Raw genomic sequence first — 22,791 nt, 5'->3', positions numbered from 1 at the left:
TCAGGACGGTCGGGTGGCGGCGCGTACGCGCTCCAGTTCGCGCCTCGGTATCCGCTTGCCGCGCTTGTGCTTGATCCGGAAGAACGCCTCCAGCGCGCCTTCGCGGTCCCGGTCCGTGCCGTAGGTGACCGCGTGGGCCGCCCCGTCGTCGAGCAGCCTGCCCACGCACTGGGCGAGCGTCGCGGGGCCTGATCCGCGGTAGCCCCAGGAGAGGCCGGGTGCGTCCATGCTCGGCGCCGGATAGAGAACACCCTTGGTGGTGCGTACCCAGACGGGTTTGTCGAGGACGACTTCCTTGAGGACGGATCCCGCGGGCAGCCGTTTGGGCGCGCTCGCGAGGTAGCTGATCTCACGGCGGTCGCCGGAGTCGAAGCGGCCCTTGAACGCGACGACGGGACTACCGGTGACCGGGTCGACGAACGTCCCCACCGGGGTGTCGCCGCCGCGCATCCACAGGCGATGGATGGCCGTCGGCCCGACCCGGCGCAACCGGTTGATCCACTCCGCGCCCTCGCGGGAGACACCGGACCGGGTGATGCTGAAGACGCCGCCGAACGGCAGGTGTTCCCCGCTCCACATGCTGATCTGTTCGAGGCATTCCACCGCACGGTCGTCCGCGCGCCGGCACAGCTCCGCCAGGCCCAGGGCGACGACGTCGGAGGAGACGATCTCGGACCTGCCGGGGTCCTCGGTCGCCGGGACGGCCGGGAGGACCATCGCCGCCCGCTCGGCCTTCGCCCGGGGAGCCTTGGTCCCGCCCCACTCACCCCTCCGGTCGAGGATCTCCGTCACCTCGTCCTCGGCGAACTCGGCGGCCCGCGCCCGCATCTCGTGCCCGATGGTGAAGCACGCGCCCCGCACCGGTGAGCCCTCCGGTTCCGCCCGGGCCAGCTCGTACAGGGGCTCCCAGGAAGGCCACGTGACCACGTCCACGCCCGTGGGCTCGTCGCCCGGACGCCAGGCGGTCAGGTGCTCGGGCCTGCGCAACTGGGCCGGCCACCAGGGGACCTGGGTGCCGATGTGGGCCGCGACGTCCGACCACAGGGGCTCGTACGGCAGGCCCGGGCGGGCGCGGTCGACCGCCTCCAGCGCCGGGCCGTAGAGGTCGTAGTCGGGCTGGACGACCACAACGGTCGCGGCGTCCTCGTGGAACGCGAGGAGATCGCCGGGCGCGCGGATGCGGGAGCGCGGGTAGACGACCACCACGACGCCGGAGTCGGTCTTCCAGAGGCCGGCGAAGTGCTCGCGGTCGTGGTCGATCTCGTCCGGTGCGGCCCAGCGGCCGCCGAGGTAGTCGAACTTCGTGGCGGGCGCCGGGCGCAGCAGCGACGGCACGCCGTCGGCCACCTCGCGGTGGGTACGGGCCAGCCAGCGGGCGAACTCCTCTCCGTGCCACTTGGTCAGCCCGTCCGTGTACTGCGCGTCGATCGGAGTGATCATGTCCGGGGCGGAGCTGATCCGTTCCCATGTGCTCACCGACAACCCGAACGCGTCCTGCAGTTCGGCCGCCGTCATGGCATCCACCGCGTCCCCCTCCGCTTCCCGGCATCGCGCGACCGTCTCCCATCATGCGGGACCCCACTGACAACGGGGAGGTCGCACGGAAGCGCGAGGTCAGGACTCCGCGAGCCCCGGCAGCAGCCCGTACACCGCGGCCAGTTGCCGTGGACCGACGAAGTCGGCGAGCGCCTCCTTGACCGTGCCGGCGAGCAGGGCGGAGACCTCCCGCAGGCGGTCCCGGGCCTTCTCGGTGAGGGCGACCTCGACGCCCCGCTTGTCGCCGCACACGGACTTGCGGGTCACCAGGCCGGCGTGCTGGAGACAGGCGATCTGGTAGGTGAGCCGGGTCTTGGGGCGGCCCAGGAGGTCGGCGACACGGGTCATGCGCAGGCCCCCCGGCTGCTCGGCGAGCAGGCACAGGATCAGGAACTCGTCGTGCGAGACGTCGAGGGCCTCCTTCACCACCGCGCGCAGCCGCTGCTCCACCGCCCCCGTCGCCGCCAGCAGGACCATCCAGGCCCGCAGCTCGTCCGGGAGCAGCCCGTCTCCGTCCATCGAGGGACATTCGGGCTGGTCGGCGAGGTGCTCGTCACGGGCGGCCATGCATTCGAGTCTACCTGTTGTTCAAATTTGGATGATGAGCTAGCGTGAGCTCATCCAAATTTGAACCATTGCGCTCGCCCGAAAACCCCGCTGAAGCCCCCGTTGAACTGGAGTACGACCATGACCGTCGCCGTGGAAACAGGCCTCTGGCAGCTCGATCCGACCGCCTCCGCCGTCGCCGTGCGGCACAAGACCTTCTGGGGCCTGGTCACCGTCAAGGGCACCTTCGCCGCCGTCGGCGGCCGGGGCGAGGTCGCGGCCGACGGCTCGGCCACCGGCACCGTGACCCTGGACGTCGCCTCCCTGGACACCGGGAACGCCAAGCGCGACACGCATCTGCGCTCGGCCGACTTCTTCGACGCCGACCGCCACCCGGAGATCACCTTCGCGGTCCGCGGCGCCGAACTCCGCGCCGGCGACACCGCGCACATCACCGGTCAGCTGACCGTCCGGGGCATCAGCCGGCCCCAGACCCTCACCGCGCGCCTGACGGGCGTGGCCGCCGACGCGCTCACGCTGGAGGCGGAGTTCACCGTGGAACGCGGCGAGTTCGGCATGGACTGGAACCAGCTCGGCATGATGCGCGGCCTGACGACGGTGGCCGCCACGCTCCGCTTCACCCGCGCGGCGGCCTGACGCCCTCAGCGCCCGCCCCGGAGGTCCGGCTGCCCCGCTCCGCGAGCCGCACGTCATGGCTGGACAGCGTCTGCGGGGTCGCCGTGAAGGCGCGCAGCCGGATGCGGACGCCCGGCCGGGGGAGGGCGAACCGCCCGCCGGACGGCCGGATTTCCACGGTCGCCGTGGCGTGCGCGGGGATCGTGGCCGGGCCCCGCGCGAGCGACCAGTACTTCTGCATCCCCTGGCCCGTGGTGAGCATGAAGTGCGGGCTGAGGGCGGCGTCGCCCACGTTGGTCACCCGCAGGGTCAGCGCCGACACCGCGCGCGCCGAGGCCCGGCGCACGGAGGTCACCTCCATCCGCAGCGGCGGTGTGCCCGTCGCCGCCGCCGCGGCGCTCGCCAGGGCCGGGGCGAGCAACAGCGCGACCGCGGCGGCCTGTGCCGTACGCCGGCGCGGGCCGGACAGCCGCCGGGGCCACGGCTGCCAGGCGCCCTCGAAGTCCGACAGGGGGACCGTGACCGCCGCCGCCAGCCACAGCGGGGTCATCATCAGGTAGTAGCCGTCCTGCGAGCGGGTCGCCAGGTAGAAGGCGCACCAGGGCAGGACCGTCGCCGTCGGGCCCAGCCGTCGTACGAACAGCACGAACAGCGCGAGCAGGGCCGCCGCCAGCAGCACGCTCGCGTGGCCGTACCAGTCCAGCCGGTCGCTGCCGTCGGTGAAGTACAGCGAGATGCCCACCAGGCCCTGCCCGTGCAGCACCGCGCCCTGGGTCAGCGGCAGCGCGATCCCCTTCAGCCAGGTGCCCGGTTCGTGCGCGATGAAGTACGTGTTGATCAGCAGCCACACGGTGGCGGCCACCCCGGCGAGGCGCAGCAGCACCAGCGCCGCCGCCCGGCCGCCCAGTTCGCCCCGGCGCACCGCGTAGATCCCGGCCAGCAGGAACGGCGCGACGAACCACGGCAGTTGCTGCGCCGCGCAGGCGGCCCCCAGACACGCGGCCCGCGCGATCCCCGCCGCGCCGAGTTGCCCGCCCCGCCCGGTCCGCGGCCAGCGCACCACCACCGGAACGAGCAGGGCCAGGGCGATGATCGCCGGGTAGCCGAGGCGGGCGTACGTCGGCAGGAAGCCGAAGCCCAGGCAGGCCATCGTCGCCGCCGACCGCCAGGGCACCGGCAGCATGCGCCACAGCACGACCGTGCCGGCCACCAGCGCGCCGGTGCTCGCCGCCGTCGCGGCGGAACCGGCGTGGCCCAGCCACAGCAGCGGCGCGGTCAGCAGCGGGGCGAGTGGGGGATAGCCGTACGTGAAGTCGTAGCCCCCGGATGTCGTCGGGGTGAGGGCGACACCGTGGCCGGTGAAGAGCCAGGGCCAGGGCTGCCCGTAGATCGCGTGCCCGTCGACCAGTTCCCTGGCCGCCTGAGTGGTCAGGACCGCCTCGTCGCCGCCGTTGTGGTTCAGCGCCCAGGTGCACAGGGTGAGCGTCACCGCCGTCACCAGCACCAGCAGGTCGAGGCGGGCCAGCGAGCGGGACCGGCGGACCGTCAGTGCCAGCACGCCGGTCGCCAGGATCGACGCGTAGCAGACGGAGATGACGGCCGCGAGGACCAGCCGGTGCGTGGCCGCCTGCGTCCACACCGCCCGGGTGCCGATGAAGAGGCTCACGTCGGCGAGGACGGTCAGCACGCGGTGCCACTGCGCGGGTGGATCCGGGGCGGCGGACCCCGCCGGCCGGGTCCGCCCGCCGGGTGTCACTCGTTGCGTCTCTGCCACATACACGGCACAGGAAGCTAATCGCGGGCGGTGAGCGAGGTGCCGATGGAGATGAAGAGTCCGGTGTGAGGGCGGTAAGAAGCCTCATGCCCCGTTTTGCGTCGCCGCGGGACGGACGAGCCGGTCGCGCTTCGTGTCGTTGTTGGGCCGAACGGGTGACTTGGCGTAAGAATTGGCTGGTGCAGGAAATGAATGCGAGTCAGTTCGGGGGCAGCCGGTGAACCGTTACGACGTCACCGATGAACAGTGGGAGGGGCTCGCCCAGGTCGTGCCGCTGCGGGGCCGCGACGCCTGGCCGTCGGCGGTGAACCACCGCTCGCTGCCGGACGCGGAGACCGAGACCCGGCGCCGGTTCGTCGTCCTGCGGGTCAACGTGTTCGCGGACGCCCGGGAGGTGGCCGAGACGCTCATGGCCGGAGTCCCGGTCCTCCTCGACCTGTCCAGCGCCGAGACCGAGGTCGCCAAGCGCGTGCTGGACTTCAGTACCGGAGTCGTCTTCGGGCTGGGCAGCGGGATGCACCGTGTCGACCGGAACGTGTTCCTGCTCACCCCGCCGGGCACCGAGGTCAGCGGGCTGATGGAGAGCGCCGGGGTGTCAGGCACCTGACCCCGGTCCCCCGATCGTAGGAAGGTCCCGGGGACGGAACGGTTCGCCTGAACGGCGGAGCCCTACGGTCCGGACATGGCCGTGCCCTCCCCGCCCCCCGCGTCCGTCCCGCCCACCGGCCCCGCCGCCCCCACCCCGCGAACCACGGCGCCCCCGGCCGCCGGATCCTCACCGCCGGTACCACCCGAGTGGCCTGCCGAACCCGGTCCGCCGGACCGCGCTGCCAGGGGCGGCGGGTCGGGACGGCCACCGGCGGGCTCGGTCCAGGCTGCCGAGCCGGAATCGTCGGCGCCGCGGCAGTCGGCCGGGGCGGTCCCGCGCGCGGGGCTGCCGGGACAGGCGCGTGTCGGTTTCCCGGGGCGGCCGTGCCTCACCGAGCTGCGGCTCTCCGCGTTCGCCGGGCACCGGGGGGCTGGGTTTCCGCTCGGGCCGCTCACCCTCTTCGCCGGGCCCAGCGGCAGTGGCAAGTCGACCGCGCTGAGGGCGTACGAGGCGCTGGCCCGGCTCGGGGGCGGGGCCGCGCTCGCGGAGGTGTTCCCGGACCCGGTCGCCTGTGTGCCGGAGCGGGCGCGGCCCGACGCACAGCGGCGCCGTGGCTTCCGCATCGGCTGTACGGCCGACGGCGCCGAGGGCCCGGTGCGGCTTGACGTCGCCGTCCAGGCGGAACCGGACCTGCGCATCGTGGGGGAGCGGCTGACGGCGGGCGGACAGGTCCTGCTCGAGACGGCCCTGCGCGATCCGGCGCGCAGCACGGTGCAGGCGGCCTGGCACACGGCGGGCGCGTCGCCGGTGACCCGCGCCCCGCTCCCCGACGACCGGCTCGGCACGCCGCTCCTTCCGCTGCGGGTGGCCGGCAAGACGGACGGACAGCGCCAGGTGATCGCCGCCGCCGAACAGATGGTCGTCGCCCTGCGCTCCGTCTTCCCCTGCGACCCCCGGCCCGACGTGATGCGCACCCCGGTCCCACTGGGCTCCGGACGGCTCCTGTCCGGCTGCGACAACCTCGCCGACGTCCTGTGGCGCACCCGCTCGGAGTGCGCCCGCCGGCACGCGCACCTGGTCGCGGCGGTGCGCGCCGGATGCGCGGGCCCCGTGGCCGACCTGCTCGCCGTACCGCTGGGCGACGGCACCGTCCGCGCGGTGCTCGACCGGGGCGACGGCGTCCGTACGGCGCTGGGGCGGCTCGGCGACGGCGAGCTCAGGTTCCTGGCGCTGGCCCTGGTCCTGCTCACCGGCCCGGGCGTGCTGGACGTCGACCCGCCGGGCGAGGTGCCCCCGGCCATGCGGGCGCTCACCGTCCTCGCCGACGGCCTGGACCGGGCGCTGGACGGCCGGCAGCGGGCGGAGCTGCTGCGGCTCGCCGCGCGGACGTGCGGGGCCGGGCACATCCGGTTCCTCGGTGCGGTCGCCGACGCGTCCTGGGCCGCCGGGGCGGACGGCGTCACGGTGGTACACCTGGAGCCGTGACGGAACCCCTCGACGTGGCGGGACTGCAGCGCCGGCTGGCCGAGTTCGCGGCCGCCCGGAACTGGCAGCCCTACCACACCCCCAAGAACCTCGTGGCCGCCCTCAGTGTGGAGGCCTCCGAACTGGTCGAGATCTTCCAGTGGTTGACGCCCGAGGAGTCGGCCCGCGTGATGGACGACCCCGGGACCGCGCACCGCGTCACGGACGAGGTCGCCGACGTACTCGCCTATCTGCTCCAGCTGTGCGAGGTGCTCGGCATCGACCCGCTGGCCGCCCTGGACGCCAAGATCGACCGGAACGAGCGGAGGTTCCCGGTGCCGGGGGAGGAGGGCGCGTAGCCACGCGCGTAGTGCCACGCGCGTAGCGTCGTCACTGAGCGTCACATGCTGGAGTGATGCACTCCGATATCACTCTCCGGAGTCAAAAGGCCTCTCGAATCCGAATTGTTGTCCGCAGATTTCCGTCTTCCTCTGGCTTTACGTCTCGCGGCCACTCACTCTGGGTAGTGAACAAGATGAGTTCGGGCGGACGAACGGGGGCAACGCATGGACGCGGTGCGACTCATCGTGACGAGCAGGCGGGCCCTGGCGGCGAGCGCCGAGGCGCCACAGACCCTCACGGAGGTGTGGCAGGCACAGGCCCTGGCCCAGGCGATCGGCAGCCGCCTGGCGGTCTCCGGCCCGCCGGAACTGCGGGGCGAGGCCCTGGGCCTGACCGAGCTGGCGGGCCGGGGCTGCGGAGTCCTGGACACGCCGGCCCTCGACCCCGGCGACCTCCGCGCCGCCCAGCTCACCGGTCTCGACGACGCCCGCCAGGCCCTGCTCTGCCTCGGCGGACTGCTCGGCGAGGTCGGCATCGCCCTGGTCGGCGTCGCCAGCGCCGCGGCCGACGAGGCGACGTACTGGCAGTGCATGGAGGCGATCGACGCCGCGGACGAGTCCCGCGACCGCGTCCGGGAGATGCTGCGCAAGCTGGCGGCGAGGGAGGCGGCGGCGTTACCGGAGCGGGAGGCGGGCTAGCCGCAGGGCGGGCGGGTGCCGGTGGGATTGACGAGGCCGTCGCCGTGCAGGATGGACGTATGGACCTTCGAATCTTCACCGAGCCCCAGCAAGGGGCCACCTACGACACCTTGCTCGCCGTGGCGAAGGCCACCGAGGACCTCGGGTTCGATGCCTTCTTCCGCTCGGACCACTATCTCCACATGGGCGACGTGGACGGCCTCCCCGGACCCACCGACGCCTGGATCACCCTCGCCGGCCTCGCCCGCGAGACCAGGCGCATACGCCTCGGCACGCTGATGACCGCCGGCACCTTCCGGCTGCCCGGGGTGCTCGCCATCCAGGTCGCCCAGGTCGACCAGATGTCCGGCGGCCGGGTCGAACTGGGCCTGGGCGCGGGCTGGTTCGAGGAGGAGCACAAGGCGTACGGCATCCCGTTCCCGAAGGAGAAGTTCGCCCGACTGGAGGAGCAGCTGGCGATCGTCACCGGGCTGTGGGAGACCAAGGCCGGCGAGACCTTCGACTTCCACGGCACGTACTACGACCTCACCGACTCGCCCGCGCTGCCCAAGCCCGCCCAGGAGAAGATCCCGGTCCTGATCGGCGGCCACGGCGCGACCCGCACCCCTCGGCTGGCCGCCCGGTACGCCGACGAGTTCAACATCCCGTTCGGCTCGGTCGAGGACAGCGAGCGGCAGTTCGGCCGGGTGCGCGCCGCCGCCGAGGCGGCCGGCCGCGAGGCCGACGAACTGACCTACTCCACCGCCCTCGTCGCCTGCGTCGGCAAGGACGACCAGGAGGTCGCCCGCCGCGCCGCCGCGATCGGCCGCGAGGCCGAGGAGCTGAAGGCCAACGGCATCGCGGGCACCCCGGCCGAGGTCGTCGACAAGATCGGCCGGTACGCCGAGATCGGCTGCGGGCGCATCTACCTCCAGATCCTCGACCTCGACGACCTCGACCACCTGGAGCTGATCTCCGCGCAGGTCCAGTCCCAGCTTTCCTGACGGAGGCCCGCGCCGTCCCGAGTCCCTGAAAACCCCTGGTCGCCCCGGCCCCGGGCAGTCAGACTCGGGGCATGTTCCTGACCATCGCCACCACCGGCACTGCCGAACGCCCGGCCACCGACCTCGGTTTCCTGCTGCACAAGCATCCCGAGAAAACGCAGGCGTTCTCCACCTCCTACGGCAAGGCGCACGTCCTCTACCCCGAGGCGGACGCCGAGCGGTGCACCGCGGCGCTGCTGCTGGAGGTGGACGCGGTGGCGCTGGTGCGGCGCGGGAAGGGCAAGGGGCGCGGCGGCGCCCCCGACGCGGCGCTCGCACAGTACGTCAACGACCGGCCGTACGCCGCCTCGTCGCTGCTCGCCGTGGCGCTGAGCGCCGTCTTCTCCAGCGCGATGCGCGGGGTGTGCCACGCCCGTCCCGAGCGGGCCGCCGAGCCGCTGCCGCTCAGGATCGAGGTGCCCGCGCTGCCCGCCCGGGGCGGCCCCGGCCTCGTACGCAGTCTCTTCGAGCCGCTCGGCTGGGCGGTGACCGCCGAGCCGGTCGCGCTGGACGCCGAGTTCCCGCAGTGGGGCGACTCGCGGTACGTGCGGCTCCTGCTGGAGAGCTCCGGGCTCACCCTCGCCGAGGCGCTGCGGCACCTGTACGTGCTGCTGCCCGTCCTCGACGACGCCAAGCACTACTGGGTGTCGTCCGACGAGGTCGACAAGCTGCTGCGGGCCGGAGAGGGCTGGCTGTCCGGCCACCCGGAGCAGAAGCTGATCACCAGCCGGTACCTGTCCCGCCGGTGGTCGCTGACCCGGCAGGCGATGGAACGCCTCGAACTGGTGCGGCTCGCCGAGACGGACGACAGCGAGGTCGAGGAGATCGACAACGCCGTCGAGGCGGAGAGCGAGACGGAGGAGCGTCCGACGCCCCTCGCGGTGCAGCGGCGGGACGCGATCATCGACGCGCTCGCGGAGTCCGGCGCCGCCCGGGTGCTCGATCTCGGGTGCGGGCAGGGCCAGTTGGTGCAGGCGCTGCTGAAGGACGTACGGTTCACCGAGATCGTCGGCGTGGACGTGTCGATGCGAGCGCTCACCATCGCCTCCCGGCGGCTGAAACTGGACCGCATGGGCGAGCGGCAGGCCTCGCGGGTCAAGCTGTTCCAGGGCTCGCTGTCCTACACCGACAACCGGCTCAAGGGCTACGACGCCGCCGTGCTCAGCGAGGTGATCGAGCACCTCGACCTGCCCCGGCTGCCCGCCCTGGAGTACGCGGTGTTCGGCTCCGCACGGCCCCGGACGGTCCTCGTGACCACGCCGAACGTCGAGTACAACGTCCGCTGGGAGACCCTTCCGGCCGGGCACGTCCGGCACGGCGACCACCGGTTCGAGTGGACCCGGAAGGAGTTCCGGACCTGGGCGCACGCGGTGGCCGAACGGCACGGATACGGGGTCGCGTTCGCGCCCGTCGGGCCCGACGACCCCGAGGTGGGGCCGCCCACGCAAATGGCCGTGTTCACCCTGAACGACGAGAAGAAGGAGAAGGAGGCGAAGGCCGCATGACCGAGAACCTGATCGCGAAGGAGCGGGTACTGCCCGTCACCGACCTCTCCCTCGTCGTGCTCATCGGCGCCTCCGGGTCCGGCAAGTCGACCTTCGCCCGCAAGCACTTCAAGCCCACCGAGGTCATCTCCTCCGACTTCTGCCGCGGCCTGGTCTCCGACGACGAGAACGACCAGAGCGCGAGCCGGGACGCCTTCGACGTCCTGCACTACATCGCGGGCAAGCGCCTCGCCGCCGGCCGCCGCACCGTCGTCGACGCCACCAATGTGCAGCAGGACGCCCGTCGGCAGCTGATCGACCTGGCCAAGCGGTACGACGTACTGCCCATAGCCATCGTGCTCGACATCCCCGAGGAGGTGTGCGCCGAGCGCAACGCGGCCCGCACCGACCGGGCCGACATGCCGCGCCGGGTCATCCAGCGGCACATCCGCGAACTCCGCCGGTCCCTGCGCCACCTGGAGCGGGAGGGCTTCCGGAAGGTGCACGTGCTGCGCGGGGTGGAGGACGCCGAGCGCGCGCGGGTCGTCACCGAGAAGCGGTTCAACGACCTCACCCACCTCACCGGCCCCTTCGACATCATCGGCGACATCCACGGCTGTGCCTCCGAACTGGAGACCCTGCTCGCCAGGCTGGGCTACACCGACGGCGTGCACCCGCAGGGCCGTACCGCCGTCTTCGTCGGTGACCTGGTGGACCGCGGCCCGGACAGCCCGGGCGTGCTGCGCCGCGTGATGTCGATGGTGAAGTCGGGCAACGCCCTGTGCGTGCCGGGCAACCACGAGAACAAGTACGGGCGCCACCTCAAGGGCCGCAAGGTCCAGCACACCCACGGGCTGGCCGAGACCATCGAGCAGATGGAGGGTCAGAGCGAGGAGTTCCGCGCCGAGGTGCGGGAGTTCATCGACGGACTCGTCAGCCACTACGTCCTGGACGGCGGCAAGCTCGTCGTCTGCCACGCCGGTCTGCCGGAGAGGTACCACGGCCGGACCTCCGGGCGGGTGCGCTCGCACGCGCTGTACGGCGACACCACCGGGGAGACGGACGAGTTCGGTCTGCCGGTGCGCTACCCGTGGGCGGAGGACTACCGGGGCCGCGCGGCCGTGGTCTACGGCCACACCCCGGTCCCCGAGGCCACCTGGCTGAACAACACCATCTGCCTGGACACCGGCGCCGTCTTCGGCGGCAAGCTGACCGCGCTGCGCTGGCCGGAGCGGGAACTGGTCGACGTACCGGCCGAGCGGGTCTGGTACGAGCCGGCCAAGCCGCTGCGCAGCGAGGCGCCCGGCGGGCACGACGGGCGTCCGCTGGACCTGGCGGACGTGCACGGCCGCCGGATCGTGGAGACCCGGCACGCGGGCCGGATCTCGGTCCGCGAGGAGAACGGGGCGGCGGCCCTGGAGGTCATGTCCCGGTTCGCGGTGGACCCGCGGCTGCTGCCGTACCTGCCCCCGACCATGGCCCCGACCGCGACCTCACGGGTGGACGGCTACCTGGAACACCCGGCCGAGGCCTTCGCCCAGTACCGGGAGGACGGTGTCGCGCGGGTCGTGTGCGAGGAGAAGCACATGGGCTCGCGGGCGGTGGCGCTGGTGTGCCGGGACGCGGACGTGGCGCGCAAGAGGTTCGGCGTCGACGGCCCCAGCGGGTCGCTGTACACCCGTACCGGGCGTCCGTTCTTCGACGACGAGTCGGTGACCGAGGAGATCCTCGGACGCCTGCGGTCGGCGGCCGACGCGGCCGGTCTGTGGGAGGAACTCGCCACCGACTGGCTGCTGCTGGACGCCGAGCTGATGCCGTGGTCGCTGAAGGCCTCCGGGCTGCTGCGGTCGCAGTACGCGGCCGTGGGCGCCGCCGCCGGGGCGGTGTTCCCGCCGGCCCTGGTCGCCCTGGAGGGTGCGGCGGCACGGGGTGTCGACGTGACCGGCCTGCTCGCCCGGCAGCGCGAACGGGCCGCCGACGCGAGCGCGTTCACCGACGCCTACCGGCGCTACTGCTGGACCACCGACGGCCTGGACGGGGTACGGCTGGCCCCCTTCCAGCTGCTGGCCGTGCAGGGCCGCAGCCTGGCCGCCCTGCCGCACGACGAGCAGCTCGCGCTGATCGACCGGCTCGTCGAGCACGACGGCACCGGCCTGCTGCAGACCACGCGGCGGCTGTACGTCGACACCGCCGACCCGGAGTCGGTGCGGGGCGGGGTCGACTGGTGGCTGGAGATGACCGGCCGGGGCGGTGAGGGCATGGTCGTCAAGCCGGTCGGCGCGGTGGTGCGCGGGGAGAACGGCCACCTGGTCCAGCCCGGGATCAAGTGCCGGGGCCGCGAGTACCTGCGGATCATCTACGGTCCCGAGTACACCCGGCCGGACCACCTCGACCGGCTGCGGCAGCGGTTCCTGGGACACAAGCGGTCCCTCGCCGTCCGCGAGTACGCGCTGGGCCTGGAGGCCCTGGACCGGCTCGCGGACGGTGAGCCGCTGTGGCGGGTGCACGAGGCGGTCTTCGGGGTGCTCGCGCTGGAGTCGGAGCCGGTGGACCCCCGGTTGTGAGGTGTCCCGGAACACCCTTGTGTCACACAGGTAACCGTCCATATGGTGGACTCCCGTATGGCGCAAGGGTGTTCGAAGTGACGCGTCCCTGGGGAGTGGTGGACATGGAGATCAAGAAGGTCGTCGTACGCGAGGACCGGAGCACCGGTCGCCGGCCGGCGATCCTGGAGAAACGGCCGACCCGCTGAGGCGAAGAACCGGCATGCGTGTTCACCTGGTGACGATGCCCTGGCATCCGATCGACCTTCCCTCGCTGCAACTGGGCCTGCTGCACCGGCTGGTGCGGCAGGCCCGTCCGTGTGACGAGGTGACCGAGTTCCACGGCTCCCTGCGCTGGGCGGAGTTCCTGCTGGAGCGCTCCGGCGGGCGGCTGCGGCCCGGGGACTACGTGGAGGTCGGCAGCGACTCGATCTTCCACGGCCTCGGCGACTGGGTCTTCTCCGGCGTCCTGTACGACGACCCCGAGTGGGGGACGGCGCGGCTGCGGGACTACGCGGCGGAGCGGGGCGTCCACATCGACACCGCCCTCGCGATGCGCCCGTACGCGGCGGAGTTCATCGCCGGGTGCGCGACGGAGGTGCTGGCGACGGAGCCCGATGTCGTCGGGTTCACCACCACCTTCATGCAGAACGTCGCCTCGCTGGCCCTCGCGCGGGAGCTCAAGCGGCGCCGGCCCGGGCTCGCCGTGGTCTTCGGCGGCAGCAACTGCGACGGGCCCATGGGGCATGCCCTGCACCGCAACCACCCGTTCGTGGACCATGTGGTGCGCGGCGAGGGGGAGTACGCCTTCCCCGCCCTGCTGCGCCACCTGGACGACGGCACACCTCCCGTGGACGTACCCGGCCTGTGCTGGTGGGACGGGGAAGTGTCCCGGGCCAACACGGAGACCCGGCGGACGGTGGCGCCCGCCGATATACCCTCGCCGGACTACGACCAGTGGCAGGCCGCCCTGGAGACTTCCCCGGTGGTGGAGTACGTCCATCCGAAGCTGGTCGTCGAGGGGGCGCGGGGCTGCTGGTGGGGCGAGAAGCACCACTGCACCTTCTGCGGGCTCAACGGCTCGTCCATGGCCTTCCGCGCCAAGCCGGGGGAGCGGCTGTGGGAGGAGATCGAGCACCTGGTCCGGCGCCACCGCATCCTCGACGTCGTCACCGTGGACAACATCATCGACATGGCCTACTTCCGCGACTTCCTGCCCCGTGTCGTCGACAGCGGCTGGGACCTGCGGCTGCACTACGAGGTCAAGTCCAACCTCACCCGCGACCAGCTCGGCCTCCTCGGCCGCTCCGGCACGGTGCACATCCAGCCCGGTATCGAGAGCCTGGGCAGCCGGGTCCTCGACCTCATGGACAAGGGGGTCACCGGCGCCCGCAACGTCCGCACGCTCAGGGAGTGCGAGAACCACTCGCTCACCTGCTCCTGGAACCTCCTCTACGGATTCCCCGGCGAGACGGCCGAGGACTACGACCCGGTGATCGACCAGTTCCCGGCGCTCGTCCACCTCCAGCCGCCCAGCGGCGCCCACCGCATCCAGCTGGAGCGGTTCAGCCCGCACTTCACCGATCCGGACCTCGGCTTCGGCAAGCGCCGCCCGGCCGAGATGTACCAGCATGTCTACGACCTGCCCGAGGCCGAACTCGCCGACCTGGTCTACCTGTTCGACAGTGAGGACGCGGGGATCGGCGGCCAGGTGGAGCGGCGCCTGAAGGAGGCGGTCGCAACATGGCGGGCCGGGCATCCGCACTCCCGCCTGGAGTACGAGGAGGACGGGGACGACCTCGTGGTGCACGACCGCCGGCACGGCCGGCCGCACACCACCCACCGCTTCACCGGCTGGACCGCGACCGCCCTGCGCCGCCTGGAGGACGGCCGCACCGAGCCCGCCCTGCACCGGCTGCTGACCGCCGACGGCCACGACGTCCCCGCCGACGCGCTCGCCGCCTGGCTCCAACAGGCCCTCGCCCTGGGGCTGTTGTTCCGCGACGGCCGGACCTATGTCGCCCTGCCCACCTGGGACACACCGGTCCGCCTGCCCGACGGCGCGGCGGTGACCGGATGAGCGCGCTGCCCGCCACGGTCGCGCACCGTGTCACCGGCCGCCGCGTCGCGGTGACCGAGCCGCTGCGGCTGGGCGCGGGAGGCCGGGAGGCGACGGAAGGGGTGCGCTTCCTGCGGGAGTGCCAGGGGCTGGGGCTCACCGTCGACTGGGAGACGGCCGGTGCGGAGATCCCGTACGACGTCCGGCACCTGCGCCACCTCCCGCCTCCGGCCGAACGCCCGCATGAGCGACGCGAGGTGACCGACTGGCGGGCAGGTCACTCCCACGGTCTGCTCTACCACCGTCGCGGCCCGGACTTCATCACCGTCCTCGACCGCAGGGAGCCCGGCGGCACGGCCCGGCTCACCCTCGACCACCCCGACCTGGTCGCCGCCTTCCACACGCTGCTCGATCCCACGCCCCTCGACGAACTGCCCCCGGGGCAGCGCACGGCCACCGACCTCCTGGCGGCCGAGCGGCTGGCCCTGCTCACCGACGGCTGGGCGGTGGCCCTGCCCCCGCGCATCCGGCGCTGGCCCGTACCCTGCACCGCCATCTGATCACCGGCCTCACCCGACCAGCCGCAACCGCCGCTCGCACACCCCCACCCGGATCGTCTGCCCCCACGTCAGCTCCAGCGCGTCGCTCTCGATGCCGTCGCCGAAGGCGATGAGCCGGTCGGACTCGACGGTGACCGACAGGGCGGCGCGGGCCTGGAGCTCGCCCGCGACCAGGGACGTGCCGGTGGCCGGTGACGGCCAGGCCTCGCGCACGAACCAGAGCAGACGGTCCTCCGTCGGCGCGGGCAGTGCGAGGCGGGCGCCGCGCTCCTGCCACACCGAGCGCAGCCAGCCGGTCGCCCCCGTCCCCGTCCCCACCAGCACCCCCGAGGAGGCCTGGGCCTCGACGGCACCCCCGTCGCCGTCGAGGCCCAGGCGGTAGCGGGCCGTCTGGTGGCCGGCCGCGCCCAGATAGATCTCGTTGAGCGCGACCAGCCGCTGCGTGTCGTCCGCGACGGCCTCGACCATGGTGAGCTCCTCGGCGCCGGTGCCCCGGGCCGGGACGGCCGGCAGCAGGGCCGCCGCCCGCTCGGGCCGGTGCCGCACCAGCACTCCGGGATTGCGGCCCGGGTCGGTGTCGATGCCCACCACCGGCTGCCCCGCGAGGTACTTGGCCACGTTCGCCACCAGCCCGTCCTGGCCGACCACCACGACCACGTCCTCGGGGCCGAAGAGGAAGCGGTCCAGGTCGGCCCGCTCCACGGTCGTCTGCCGCCAGGTCAGCGGCACGGCCGAGGCGACCTCGGCCAGCGCCCGCCGGGTGCGGTGGTGGCGCTCGGCCACCTCCTCGATCGCCCGGGCCCGGGAGGCGAGGAAGAAGGCGGCCTGCCCATGGGTGCCGTGCCGGGCCACCAACTCCTCGTACTCCGTGGTGCGGTGGACCAGCACGGCGCGCGGGGCGAGGCTCACTCCGGCTCACCGGATCCGAGCTTGGCGAGCAGCCCGGTCAGCACGTCCGGCGACACCGTCACGCTGTCGATCCGGGGCAGGTTCTCGGCCAGGCGGGTCCCGGTGAGCGCGTGCAGCGTCGCCACCTCCACGTCCCCGTGCACCCGCAGCCACGCCGCCTGCGCCTCGGCCCGCGCCGCACCGACCTCCCGCGCCCCCTCGGCCTCGGCGCGCGCCAGCCGTACCGAACGCGCCGCCTCCGCCTCCGCCAGCCTCACCGTCCGGGCCGCCTCCGCCTCGGCCCGGACCCCGTCCGCCGCCGCGCGCTCCTCGGCCTCGCGGCGGGCGTTGGTGCCGCGCTGCTCGACCAACCGCTCCTCACGGCGGGCGAGTTCGATCTGGCTGGCCAGTTCGTTCTCGGCGATCGCCCGCTCCCGCTCGACGGCCACCGCCCGCCGCTCGTAGGTCGCCCGGTCGGCCTCCTGCTGGATCTGCTCGCGCGCCGGTGTGCGCAGCGCCCGCTCCACCTCCGGCTCGGGCCGCAGCGCCACGACCCGGACGGCCACCACCTCGATGCCGGTGGCCGGCAGCCGCGGCTCCGCGTCCAGGCCCGCCGCGATCCGCTCCCGCACCGCCGCCACCCCGTCCACCAGCGCCGCCGCGAGCGGAGTGCGGGCCAGCACGTCCAGCGCGTGCTGCTGGGCCGTCTCGGTCAGCAGGGTGCCCAGCTGCTCCAGCGGGGCGCCCCGCCACACGCCTGTGTCCGGGTCGATGGAGAAGTCCAGCCGGGCGGCGGCTACGGCCGGGTCGCTGATCCGGTAGGTGACCGTCGCCTGCACCGCCACGTCCTGGAAGTCGGCCGTCCGGGCGTGGAAGGTCATCGCCAGCTCGCGGTCGTCCACCGGCACCTCGGAGAGCGCGGCGGTCAGCGAGCGGAACCAGAAGCTGAGCCCCGGCCCGTCGTGCACCAGCTTCCCCGCGCGGTGGTGCCGGACGTGCGCCGTCGGCGCGCCCCGCAGATGGCGCCAACCCAGGCGCCGGGTGATGTCGGCCATCGGACCCCCTCGTTCCTTTTCGTCATGCAGACGATAATCGAGGGGCCTGCTTCTCGTCAATAGGACGAAAACAACCGCGTGCGGAAACGGCCGAGCGGCGGGTGAAGGCGGTCCGCGATGGTCAGGATGGAGGCATGGGATTCCAAGTCGACTCCGAGGCCGGGCGGCTGCGCCGCGTCATCCTGCACCGGCCGGATCTGGAGCTCAAAAGGCTCACCCCCAGCAACAAGGACGCCCTCCTCTTCGACGACGTGCTGTGGGTGCGCCGGGCGCGCGCCGAGCACGACGGGTTCGCCGACGTGCTGCGCGACCGCGGGGTCACCGTCCATCTCTTCGGTGACCTGCTCGCCGAGACCCTGGACATCCCCGAGGCCAGATCACTCGTCCTGGACCGGGTCTTCGACGAGAAGGAGTACGGCCCCCTCGCCACCGACCACCTGCGGGCCGCCTTCGAGACCCTCACCGGGCCCGAGCTGGCCGAGGTCCTGGTCGGCGGCATGACCAAGCGCGAGTTCCTGGAGGCGCACGCGGAGCCGACCTCCGTCCGCTTCCATGTGATGGACCTCGACGACTTCCTCCTCGGCCCGCTCCCCAACCACCTCTTCACCCGCGACACCTCCGCCTGGATCTACGACGGGGTCGCCATCAACGCCATGCGCCTGCCCGCCCGGCAGCGCGAGACCGTGCACTTCGAGGCGATCTACCGGCACCACCCGCTGTTCCGTGAGGAAACGTTCCGCGTCTGGTCCCGGGGGCAGGCCGACTACCCGTCCACCATCGAGGGCGGCGACGTCCTGGTGATCGGCAACGGCGCCGTCCTCATCGGCATGAGCGAGCGCACCACCCCGCAGGCCGTGGAGATGCTCGCGCACAAGCTCTTCGCGGCCGGCTCCGCGACCACCATCGTGGCCCTCGACATGCCCAAGCGGCGCGCCTTCATGCACCTCGACACCGTGATGACCATGGTCGACGGCGACACCTTCACCCAGTACGCCGGGCTCGGCATGCTCCGCTCGTACACCATCGAACCGGGCGCCGGGGACAAGGAGCTCAAGGTCACCGACCACCCGGCCGAGCACATGCACCGGGCGATCGCCGCCGCGCTGGGCCTGAGCGAGATCCGGGTGCTCACCGCCACCCAGGACGTGCACGCCGCCGAGCGCGAGCAGTGGGACGACGGCTGCAACGTGCTCGCCGTCGAACCGGGTGTCGTCGTCGCCTACGAGCGCAACTCCACCACCAACACGCATCTGCGCAAGCAGGGCATCGAGGTGATCGAGATCCCGGGCAGCGAACTGGGGCGGGGGAGGGGCGGGCCGCGCTGCATGAGCTGTCCCGTCGAGCGGGCGGCCGTATAGAAGCGGGCGGCCGTACAGAAGCGATCGGCCGAATGGGGGCGGGCGACCGTATAGAAATGTGAGGCGTCGTATAGACTTCCAGGGTTCGTTTGTTCCTATCCCACCGGAGCGCCCCCATGGCGACAGTCCCGACCCCCCTCGCCGGCCGCCACTTCCTCAAGGAGCTGGACTTCACCGAGCAGGAGTTCCTCGGGCTGGTCGAGCTGGCCGCCGAGCTGAAGGCCGCCAAGAAGGCCGGGACCGAGACCCAGTACCTGCGCGGGAAGAACATCGCCCTGATCTTCGAGAAGACCTCGACGCGCACCCGCTGCGCGTTCGAGGTCGCCGCCGCCGACCAGGGCGCGTCCACGACGTACCTCGACCCCGCCGGCTCGCAGATCGGGCACAAGGAGTCCGTGAAGGACACCGCGCGCGTGCTGGGCCGGATGTTCGACGCCATCGAGTACCGGGGCGACAGCCAGGCCAACGTGGAGGAGCTGGCCGCCTACGCCGGCGTCCCCGTCTACAACGGCCTCACCGACGACTGGCACCCCACCCAGATGCTCGCCGACGTGCTGACCATGACGGAGCACTGCGCCAAGCCGCTCGACGGGATCACCTTCGCCTACCTCGGCGACGCCCGCTTCAACATGGGCAACTCCTACCTGATCACCGGCGCCCTGCTCGGCATGGACGTGCGTATCGTCGCCCCGAAGTCCTACTGGCCCGTCCAGGAGATCGTCGACCGCGCCCACGAGCTCGCCGAGTCCAGTGGCGCCCGGATCACGCTCACCGAGGACACCGCCGAGGGCGTGGCGGGCGCCGACTTCGTCGCCACCGACGTCTGGGTGTCCATGGGCGAGCCGAAGGCGGTCTGGGACGAGCGCATCGCGGCCCTCGCGCCGTACGCCGTGACCATGGACGTCCTGCGCGCCACCGGCAATCCGGACGTGCGGTTCCTGCACTGCCTGCCGGCCTTCCACGATCTCGGTACCAAGGTCGGGCGGGACCTCTACGAGACCCACGGCCTGCGGTCCCTCGAAGTGACCGACGAGGTCTTCGAGTCACCCCACTCGGTCGTCTTCGACGAGGCCGAGAACCGGCTCCACACGATCAAGGCCGTCCTCGTGGCCACACTCGCCTGACCGGCCTTATCCTGACCGGCGGCCCGGCGCCACCCCTGCCCGGCCGCCGCCGCGACCGACTCCGGTCGCCCCGCACCACCAGAAACGAGCACCACCCGCATGCCCGCTCCCCGTATCAAGCCCCCCGCGCTCCTCGTCGCCGAATCCGGTGCCGACCGCGAAGGCCACGGCCTCAAGCGCACCATGGGCCTCTTCCAGCTGATCTGCTTCGGCGTCGGCGCGATCGTCGGCACCGGCATCTTCGTCGGCCTCTCCGACTCGGTCGCCCAAGCCGGCCCGGCCGTCGTCGTCTCCTTCGTCCTCGCCGCGATCACCTGCGTCTTCACCGCGCTCTCCTTCGCCGAGCTGGGCGGCGCGATCCCGGTCTCCGGATCGTCGTACTCCTTCGCCTACGCGGGCCTCGGCGAGTCCACCGCCTTCCTGGTCGGCTGGTGCCTGCTGTTGGAGTACGGCATCTCCATCTCGGCCGTCGCCGTCGGCTGGAGCCAGTACGTCAACGAACTGCTGCACAGCCTCACCGGCCTGCAGCTGCCCGCGGCGCTGAGCGCCGGGCCGGGCGAGGGCGGGGTGGTCAATCTGCCCGCCGTGCTCGTCATCGCCATGGGCTGCGTGCTGCTGGTGCGCGGGGTGCGGGAGAGCGCCGGGGCCACCGCCGCCATGGCGGCCGTCAAGCTCGTCATCCTGGTCGCCTTCTGCGCGGTCGGCTTCAGCGCCTTCAAGGACGGCAACCTCACCCCCTTCGCGCCCGCCGGCCTCGGCGGCATCGGCGCGGGCACCACGGCCGCGTTCTTCTCGTACATCGGCTTCGACGCGATCACCACCGCCGGCGAGGAGGCCAAGAACCCCCGCCGGGACATCCCGGTCGCGATCCTGGTCTGCATGGGCGTGGTCACCCTGCTGTACTGCGCGGTCGCCCTCGCCGCGACCGGCGCCATCGGCGGCGACCAGGTCGCCGGCCGGCCCGCCGCGCTGTCGTACGTGGTCAACGAGGTCACCGGGTCGACGATCGGCGGCGGGGTGATCGCCTTCGGCGCGGTCGTCGCCATCGCCTCCGTGGTGCTCGCGGTGATGTACGGCCAGACCCGCATCCTGATGTCGATGTCCCGGGACGGGCTGATCCCGGGCGTCTTCGAGAAGGTCTCACCGAAGACCTCGACGCCGGTCGCCGGCACCCTCATCGTCGCGGTGGTCTTCGCGGTCCCGGCGGCCTTCGCCTCGCTGGACGCCGTGATGAACCTGTGCACCATCGGCACGCTCGCCGTCATGGCCGTCGTCAACGTCGCGGTGATCGCGCTGCGCCGCCGCGAGCCGGGCCTGGCCCGCACCTTCCGGGTGCCGCTGTACCCGGTCGTCCCGCTGCTCGGCGTCGGCTTCTGCCTGTACCTGATGTACGAGACGGGCTGGACGACCTGGATCCAGTTCGCGGTGTTCCTGGCGGTGGGCTTCGGGGTGTACGCCGGCTACGGGCGCCGGAACTCCCGGCTGGCCGCCGTCCCCGCGGAGGGGGCCGAGGTCACGCGTGACGCCGCTGAGCCGGCACCACAGGCAGTCTGAACCACACCGCCTTGCCCGCCGCGGTGGGCCGGTGACCGCAGGACGAGCTGAGGGCCTGGATCAGCAGCAGGCCGCGCCCACCCTCCTGCCAGGGATCGGGCTCCTCGATGACGGCACGGGTGAGGCGGCCGGGCGGCGCCGGGTCCGGGTCGTGCACCTCGACCCGGCAGCCGGTCGGCGCCACCTCCACCACCAGCTCTATCGGGCCGATGCCCGCGGTGTGCTCCACCGCGTTGGCCACCAGCTCCGCCGTGAGCAGCTCCGCGGTGTCGCAGTCGGCCGCGTGCTCCTGCTCGGCCAGCGCCGAGCGGACCAGCGCACGGGCCACGGGGACCGCGGCGGCGGTGTGCGGCAGCGCGACGCGCCAGGAGGCGGGGGCTGAGGGGCGTTCGTACAAGGCGGTTCCGTTCATGGAGCAGGCTGTCCTGCTTTCAACCTCAGAAATGGTACGGGGCCCGGCTACAGAGTCCCTCGACGGGCACCGTATGGGGCCGTCGGCCCCGGTACCGGGCGGCTTACCCGGGCCAACGCCCCGCCTCCCACGCCCGCTCCCGCTGTTACCGGAGTGTCGACGTCCCGTGACGGACGTGACCGGAACGGGTCGGCCACCCCATCCTGTCGCGCACTCGTGACGACAGTCACAAATGAGTGATAGCGTCGTGGGGTAGAGCCAGCAGAGCCAGGCCCAGCAGAGCAACGTGAGGCATCGCCGCCCTAGGAGGCCGCACGTCATGAGTCCCTTCACCGGCTCCGCCACCCGCACCTCCCACTGGGAGCACCTGCGCGTCGCGCTCGCCGACGGGGTCGCCACCGTGACCCTGGCCCGCCCGGACAAGCTCAACGCCCTCACCTTCGGCGCCTACGCCGACCTGCGCGACCTGCTCGCCGAGCTGTCCCGCGAGCGGTCGGTGCGTGCCCTGGTGCTGGCCGGCGAGGGGCGCGGTTTCTGCTCCGGCGGAGACGTCGACGAGATCATCGGCGCGACCCTCGCCATGGACACCGCCCAGCTGCTCGACTTCAACCGGATGACGGGGCAGGTCGTCCGGGCCGTACGGGAGTGCCCGTTCCCGGTGATCGCGGCCGTGCACGGGGTGGCGGCCGGGGCCGGAGCCGTGCTGGCGCTGGCGGCCGACTTCCGCGTCGCGGACCCAGGCGCCCGGTTCGCCTTCCTCTTCACCAAGGTCGGCCTCTCCGGCGGCGACATGGGCGCGGCCTATCTGCTGCCGAGGGTCGTCGGCCTCGGACACGCCACCCGGCTGCTGATGCTCGGCGAGCCGGTGCGGGCGCCGGAGGCCGAGCGGATCGGCCTGATCAGCCTGCTCACCGAGGAGGGCCACGCGGACGAGGCCGCTTCCGAGCTGGCCCGCCGCCTGGCCGACGGCCCGGCGCTCGCCCACGCCCAGACCAAGGCGCTGCTCACCGCCGAGCTGGACATGCCGCTGGCCGCGGCCGTCGAGCTGGACGCCGCCACCCAGGCGCTGCTGATGAACGGCGAGGACTACGCGGAGTTCCACGCGGCGTTCACCGAGAAGCGCCCGCCGAAGTGGCGGGGGAGGTGA

General features: G+C 72.7%; 20 protein-coding genes. 14 read left to right on the top strand and 6 right to left on the bottom strand.

Annotated features, from left to right (window positions below):
* Entirely contained in the window at positions 1-1,524 is a 1,524-nt protein-coding gene (locus tag ACZ7L0_RS04100) for a hypothetical protein (protein ID WP_471240828.1), read from the bottom strand.
* Between the two features lie 90 nt (positions 1,525-1,614).
* Positions 1,615-2,103, bottom strand: coding sequence for a MarR family winged helix-turn-helix transcriptional regulator (locus tag ACZ7L0_RS04095; protein WP_471240827.1), 489 nt, complete (start codon positions 2,101-2,103; stop codon positions 1,615-1,617).
* Positions 2,104-2,223: 120 nt separating this feature from the next.
* Here ACZ7L0_RS04095 and ACZ7L0_RS04090 point away from each other — a divergent pair, with 120 nt between their 5' ends.
* Entirely contained in the window at positions 2,224-2,739 is a 516-nt protein-coding gene (locus tag ACZ7L0_RS04090; protein ID WP_471240826.1) for a YceI family protein, read from the top strand.
* Here the strand turns inward: ACZ7L0_RS04090 and ACZ7L0_RS04085 are convergent.
* Positions 2,720-4,498: a hypothetical protein gene (locus tag ACZ7L0_RS04085; RefSeq protein WP_471240825.1), complete on the bottom strand. Its 1,779-nt coding sequence runs from the start codon at positions 4,496-4,498 to the stop codon at positions 2,720-2,722. The two genes, ACZ7L0_RS04090 and ACZ7L0_RS04085, sit on opposite strands and share 20 nt — an antisense overlap.
* Positions 4,499-4,709: 211 nt before the next feature.
* On the opposite strand from ACZ7L0_RS04085, the gene ACZ7L0_RS04080 reads away from it, so the two are divergent.
* The 9 genes from ACZ7L0_RS04080 to ACZ7L0_RS04040 all read left to right on the top strand — a co-directional run bounded on the left by ACZ7L0_RS04080 (position 4,710) and on the right by ACZ7L0_RS04040 (position 15,253).
* Entirely contained in the window at positions 4,710-5,099 is a 390-nt protein-coding gene (locus ACZ7L0_RS04080) for a cell division protein SepF (protein ID WP_471240824.1), read from the top strand.
* 75 nt (positions 5,100-5,174) lie between these two features.
* On the top strand, positions 5,175-6,566 hold the full coding sequence (locus ACZ7L0_RS04075; protein WP_471240823.1) for an AAA family ATPase: 1,392 nt from the start codon (positions 5,175-5,177) through the stop codon (positions 6,564-6,566).
* Positions 6,563-6,904 (top strand): nucleotide pyrophosphohydrolase, encoded by a 342-nt coding sequence (locus tag ACZ7L0_RS04070; RefSeq protein ID WP_471240822.1) that lies wholly within the window; start codon positions 6,563-6,565, stop codon positions 6,902-6,904. The genes ACZ7L0_RS04075 and ACZ7L0_RS04070 overlap by 4 nt, the downstream gene beginning before the upstream one ends.
* Before the next feature lie 207 nt (positions 6,905-7,111).
* Positions 7,112-7,585: a DUF6099 family protein gene (locus ACZ7L0_RS04065; RefSeq protein WP_471240821.1), complete on the top strand. Its 474-nt coding sequence runs from the start codon at positions 7,112-7,114 to the stop codon at positions 7,583-7,585.
* Between the two features lie 59 nt (positions 7,586-7,644).
* Positions 7,645-8,568: an LLM class F420-dependent oxidoreductase gene (locus ACZ7L0_RS04060; protein WP_471240820.1), complete on the top strand. Its 924-nt coding sequence runs from the start codon at positions 7,645-7,647 to the stop codon at positions 8,566-8,568.
* 71 nt (positions 8,569-8,639) lie between these two features.
* A complete protein-coding gene (locus tag ACZ7L0_RS04055; protein ID WP_471240819.1) occupies positions 8,640-10,112 on the top strand; it encodes a 3' terminal RNA ribose 2'-O-methyltransferase Hen1 in 1,473 nt (490 codons plus the stop codon).
* Positions 10,109-12,655 carry a polynucleotide kinase-phosphatase gene (locus ACZ7L0_RS04050; RefSeq protein WP_471240818.1) on the top strand — a complete coding sequence of 849 codons (2,547 nt, stop codon included), beginning with the start codon at positions 10,109-10,111 and terminating at the stop codon, positions 12,653-12,655. The genes ACZ7L0_RS04055 and ACZ7L0_RS04050 overlap by 4 nt, the downstream gene beginning before the upstream one ends.
* Before the next feature lie 202 nt (positions 12,656-12,857).
* Complete coding sequence (locus ACZ7L0_RS04045) at positions 12,858-14,714, top strand: RiPP maturation radical SAM C-methyltransferase (RefSeq protein WP_471240817.1); 1,857 nt, start codon at positions 12,858-12,860, stop codon at positions 14,712-14,714.
* Entirely contained in the window at positions 14,711-15,253 is a 543-nt protein-coding gene (locus ACZ7L0_RS04040; RefSeq protein ID WP_471240816.1) for a DUF5825 family protein, read from the top strand. Before ACZ7L0_RS04045 ends, ACZ7L0_RS04040 begins: the two co-directional genes overlap by 4 nt.
* 9 nt (positions 15,254-15,262) lie before the next feature.
* Here ACZ7L0_RS04040 and ACZ7L0_RS04035 read toward each other — a convergent pair whose 3' ends face one another.
* The gene (locus ACZ7L0_RS04035) at positions 15,263-16,162 is read right to left on the bottom strand and encodes a hypothetical protein (protein WP_471240815.1); all 900 of its coding nucleotides are present in this window, start codon (positions 16,160-16,162) and stop codon (positions 15,263-15,265) included.
* Positions 16,159-17,196, bottom strand: a complete 1,038-nt coding sequence (locus ACZ7L0_RS04030; RefSeq protein ID WP_471240814.1) for an SPFH domain-containing protein — start codon at positions 17,194-17,196, stop codon at positions 16,159-16,161. The genes ACZ7L0_RS04035 and ACZ7L0_RS04030 overlap by 4 nt, the downstream gene beginning before the upstream one ends.
* 134 nt (positions 17,197-17,330) lie before the next feature.
* Here ACZ7L0_RS04030 and ACZ7L0_RS04025 point away from each other — a divergent pair, with 134 nt between their 5' ends.
* The 3 genes from ACZ7L0_RS04025 (at position 17,331) to ACZ7L0_RS04015 (ending at position 21,232) form a co-directional block, all read left to right on the top strand.
* Positions 17,331-18,554, top strand: coding sequence for an arginine deiminase (locus tag ACZ7L0_RS04025; protein ID WP_471240813.1), 1,224 nt, complete (start codon positions 17,331-17,333; stop codon positions 18,552-18,554).
* Positions 18,555-18,670: 116 nt separating this feature from the next.
* On the top strand, positions 18,671-19,678 hold the full coding sequence (argF, locus tag ACZ7L0_RS04020) for an ornithine carbamoyltransferase (RefSeq protein ID WP_471240812.1): 1,008 nt from the start codon (positions 18,671-18,673) through the stop codon (positions 19,676-19,678).
* 99 nt (positions 19,679-19,777) lie between these two features.
* On the top strand, positions 19,778-21,232 hold the full coding sequence (locus tag ACZ7L0_RS04015; protein ID WP_471240811.1) for an amino acid permease: 1,455 nt from the start codon (positions 19,778-19,780) through the stop codon (positions 21,230-21,232).
* Here the strand turns inward: ACZ7L0_RS04015 and ACZ7L0_RS04010 are convergent.
* A complete protein-coding gene (locus ACZ7L0_RS04010; protein WP_471240810.1) occupies positions 21,192-21,644 on the bottom strand; it encodes an ATP-binding protein in 453 nt (150 codons plus the stop codon). The genes ACZ7L0_RS04015 and ACZ7L0_RS04010 overlap by 41 nt on opposite strands.
* A 319-nt stretch (positions 21,645-21,963) precedes the next feature.
* On the opposite strand from ACZ7L0_RS04010, the gene ACZ7L0_RS04005 reads away from it, so the two are divergent.
* The gene (locus ACZ7L0_RS04005) at positions 21,964-22,791 is read left to right on the top strand and encodes an enoyl-CoA hydratase family protein (protein WP_471240809.1); all 828 of its coding nucleotides are present in this window, start codon (positions 21,964-21,966) and stop codon (positions 22,789-22,791) included.

Source organism: Streptomyces sp. NPDC039424 (assembly GCF_055639495.1).
Note: the sequence above shows the minus strand (reverse complement) of the source record. Positions and strands in the feature narration are given on the sequence as shown.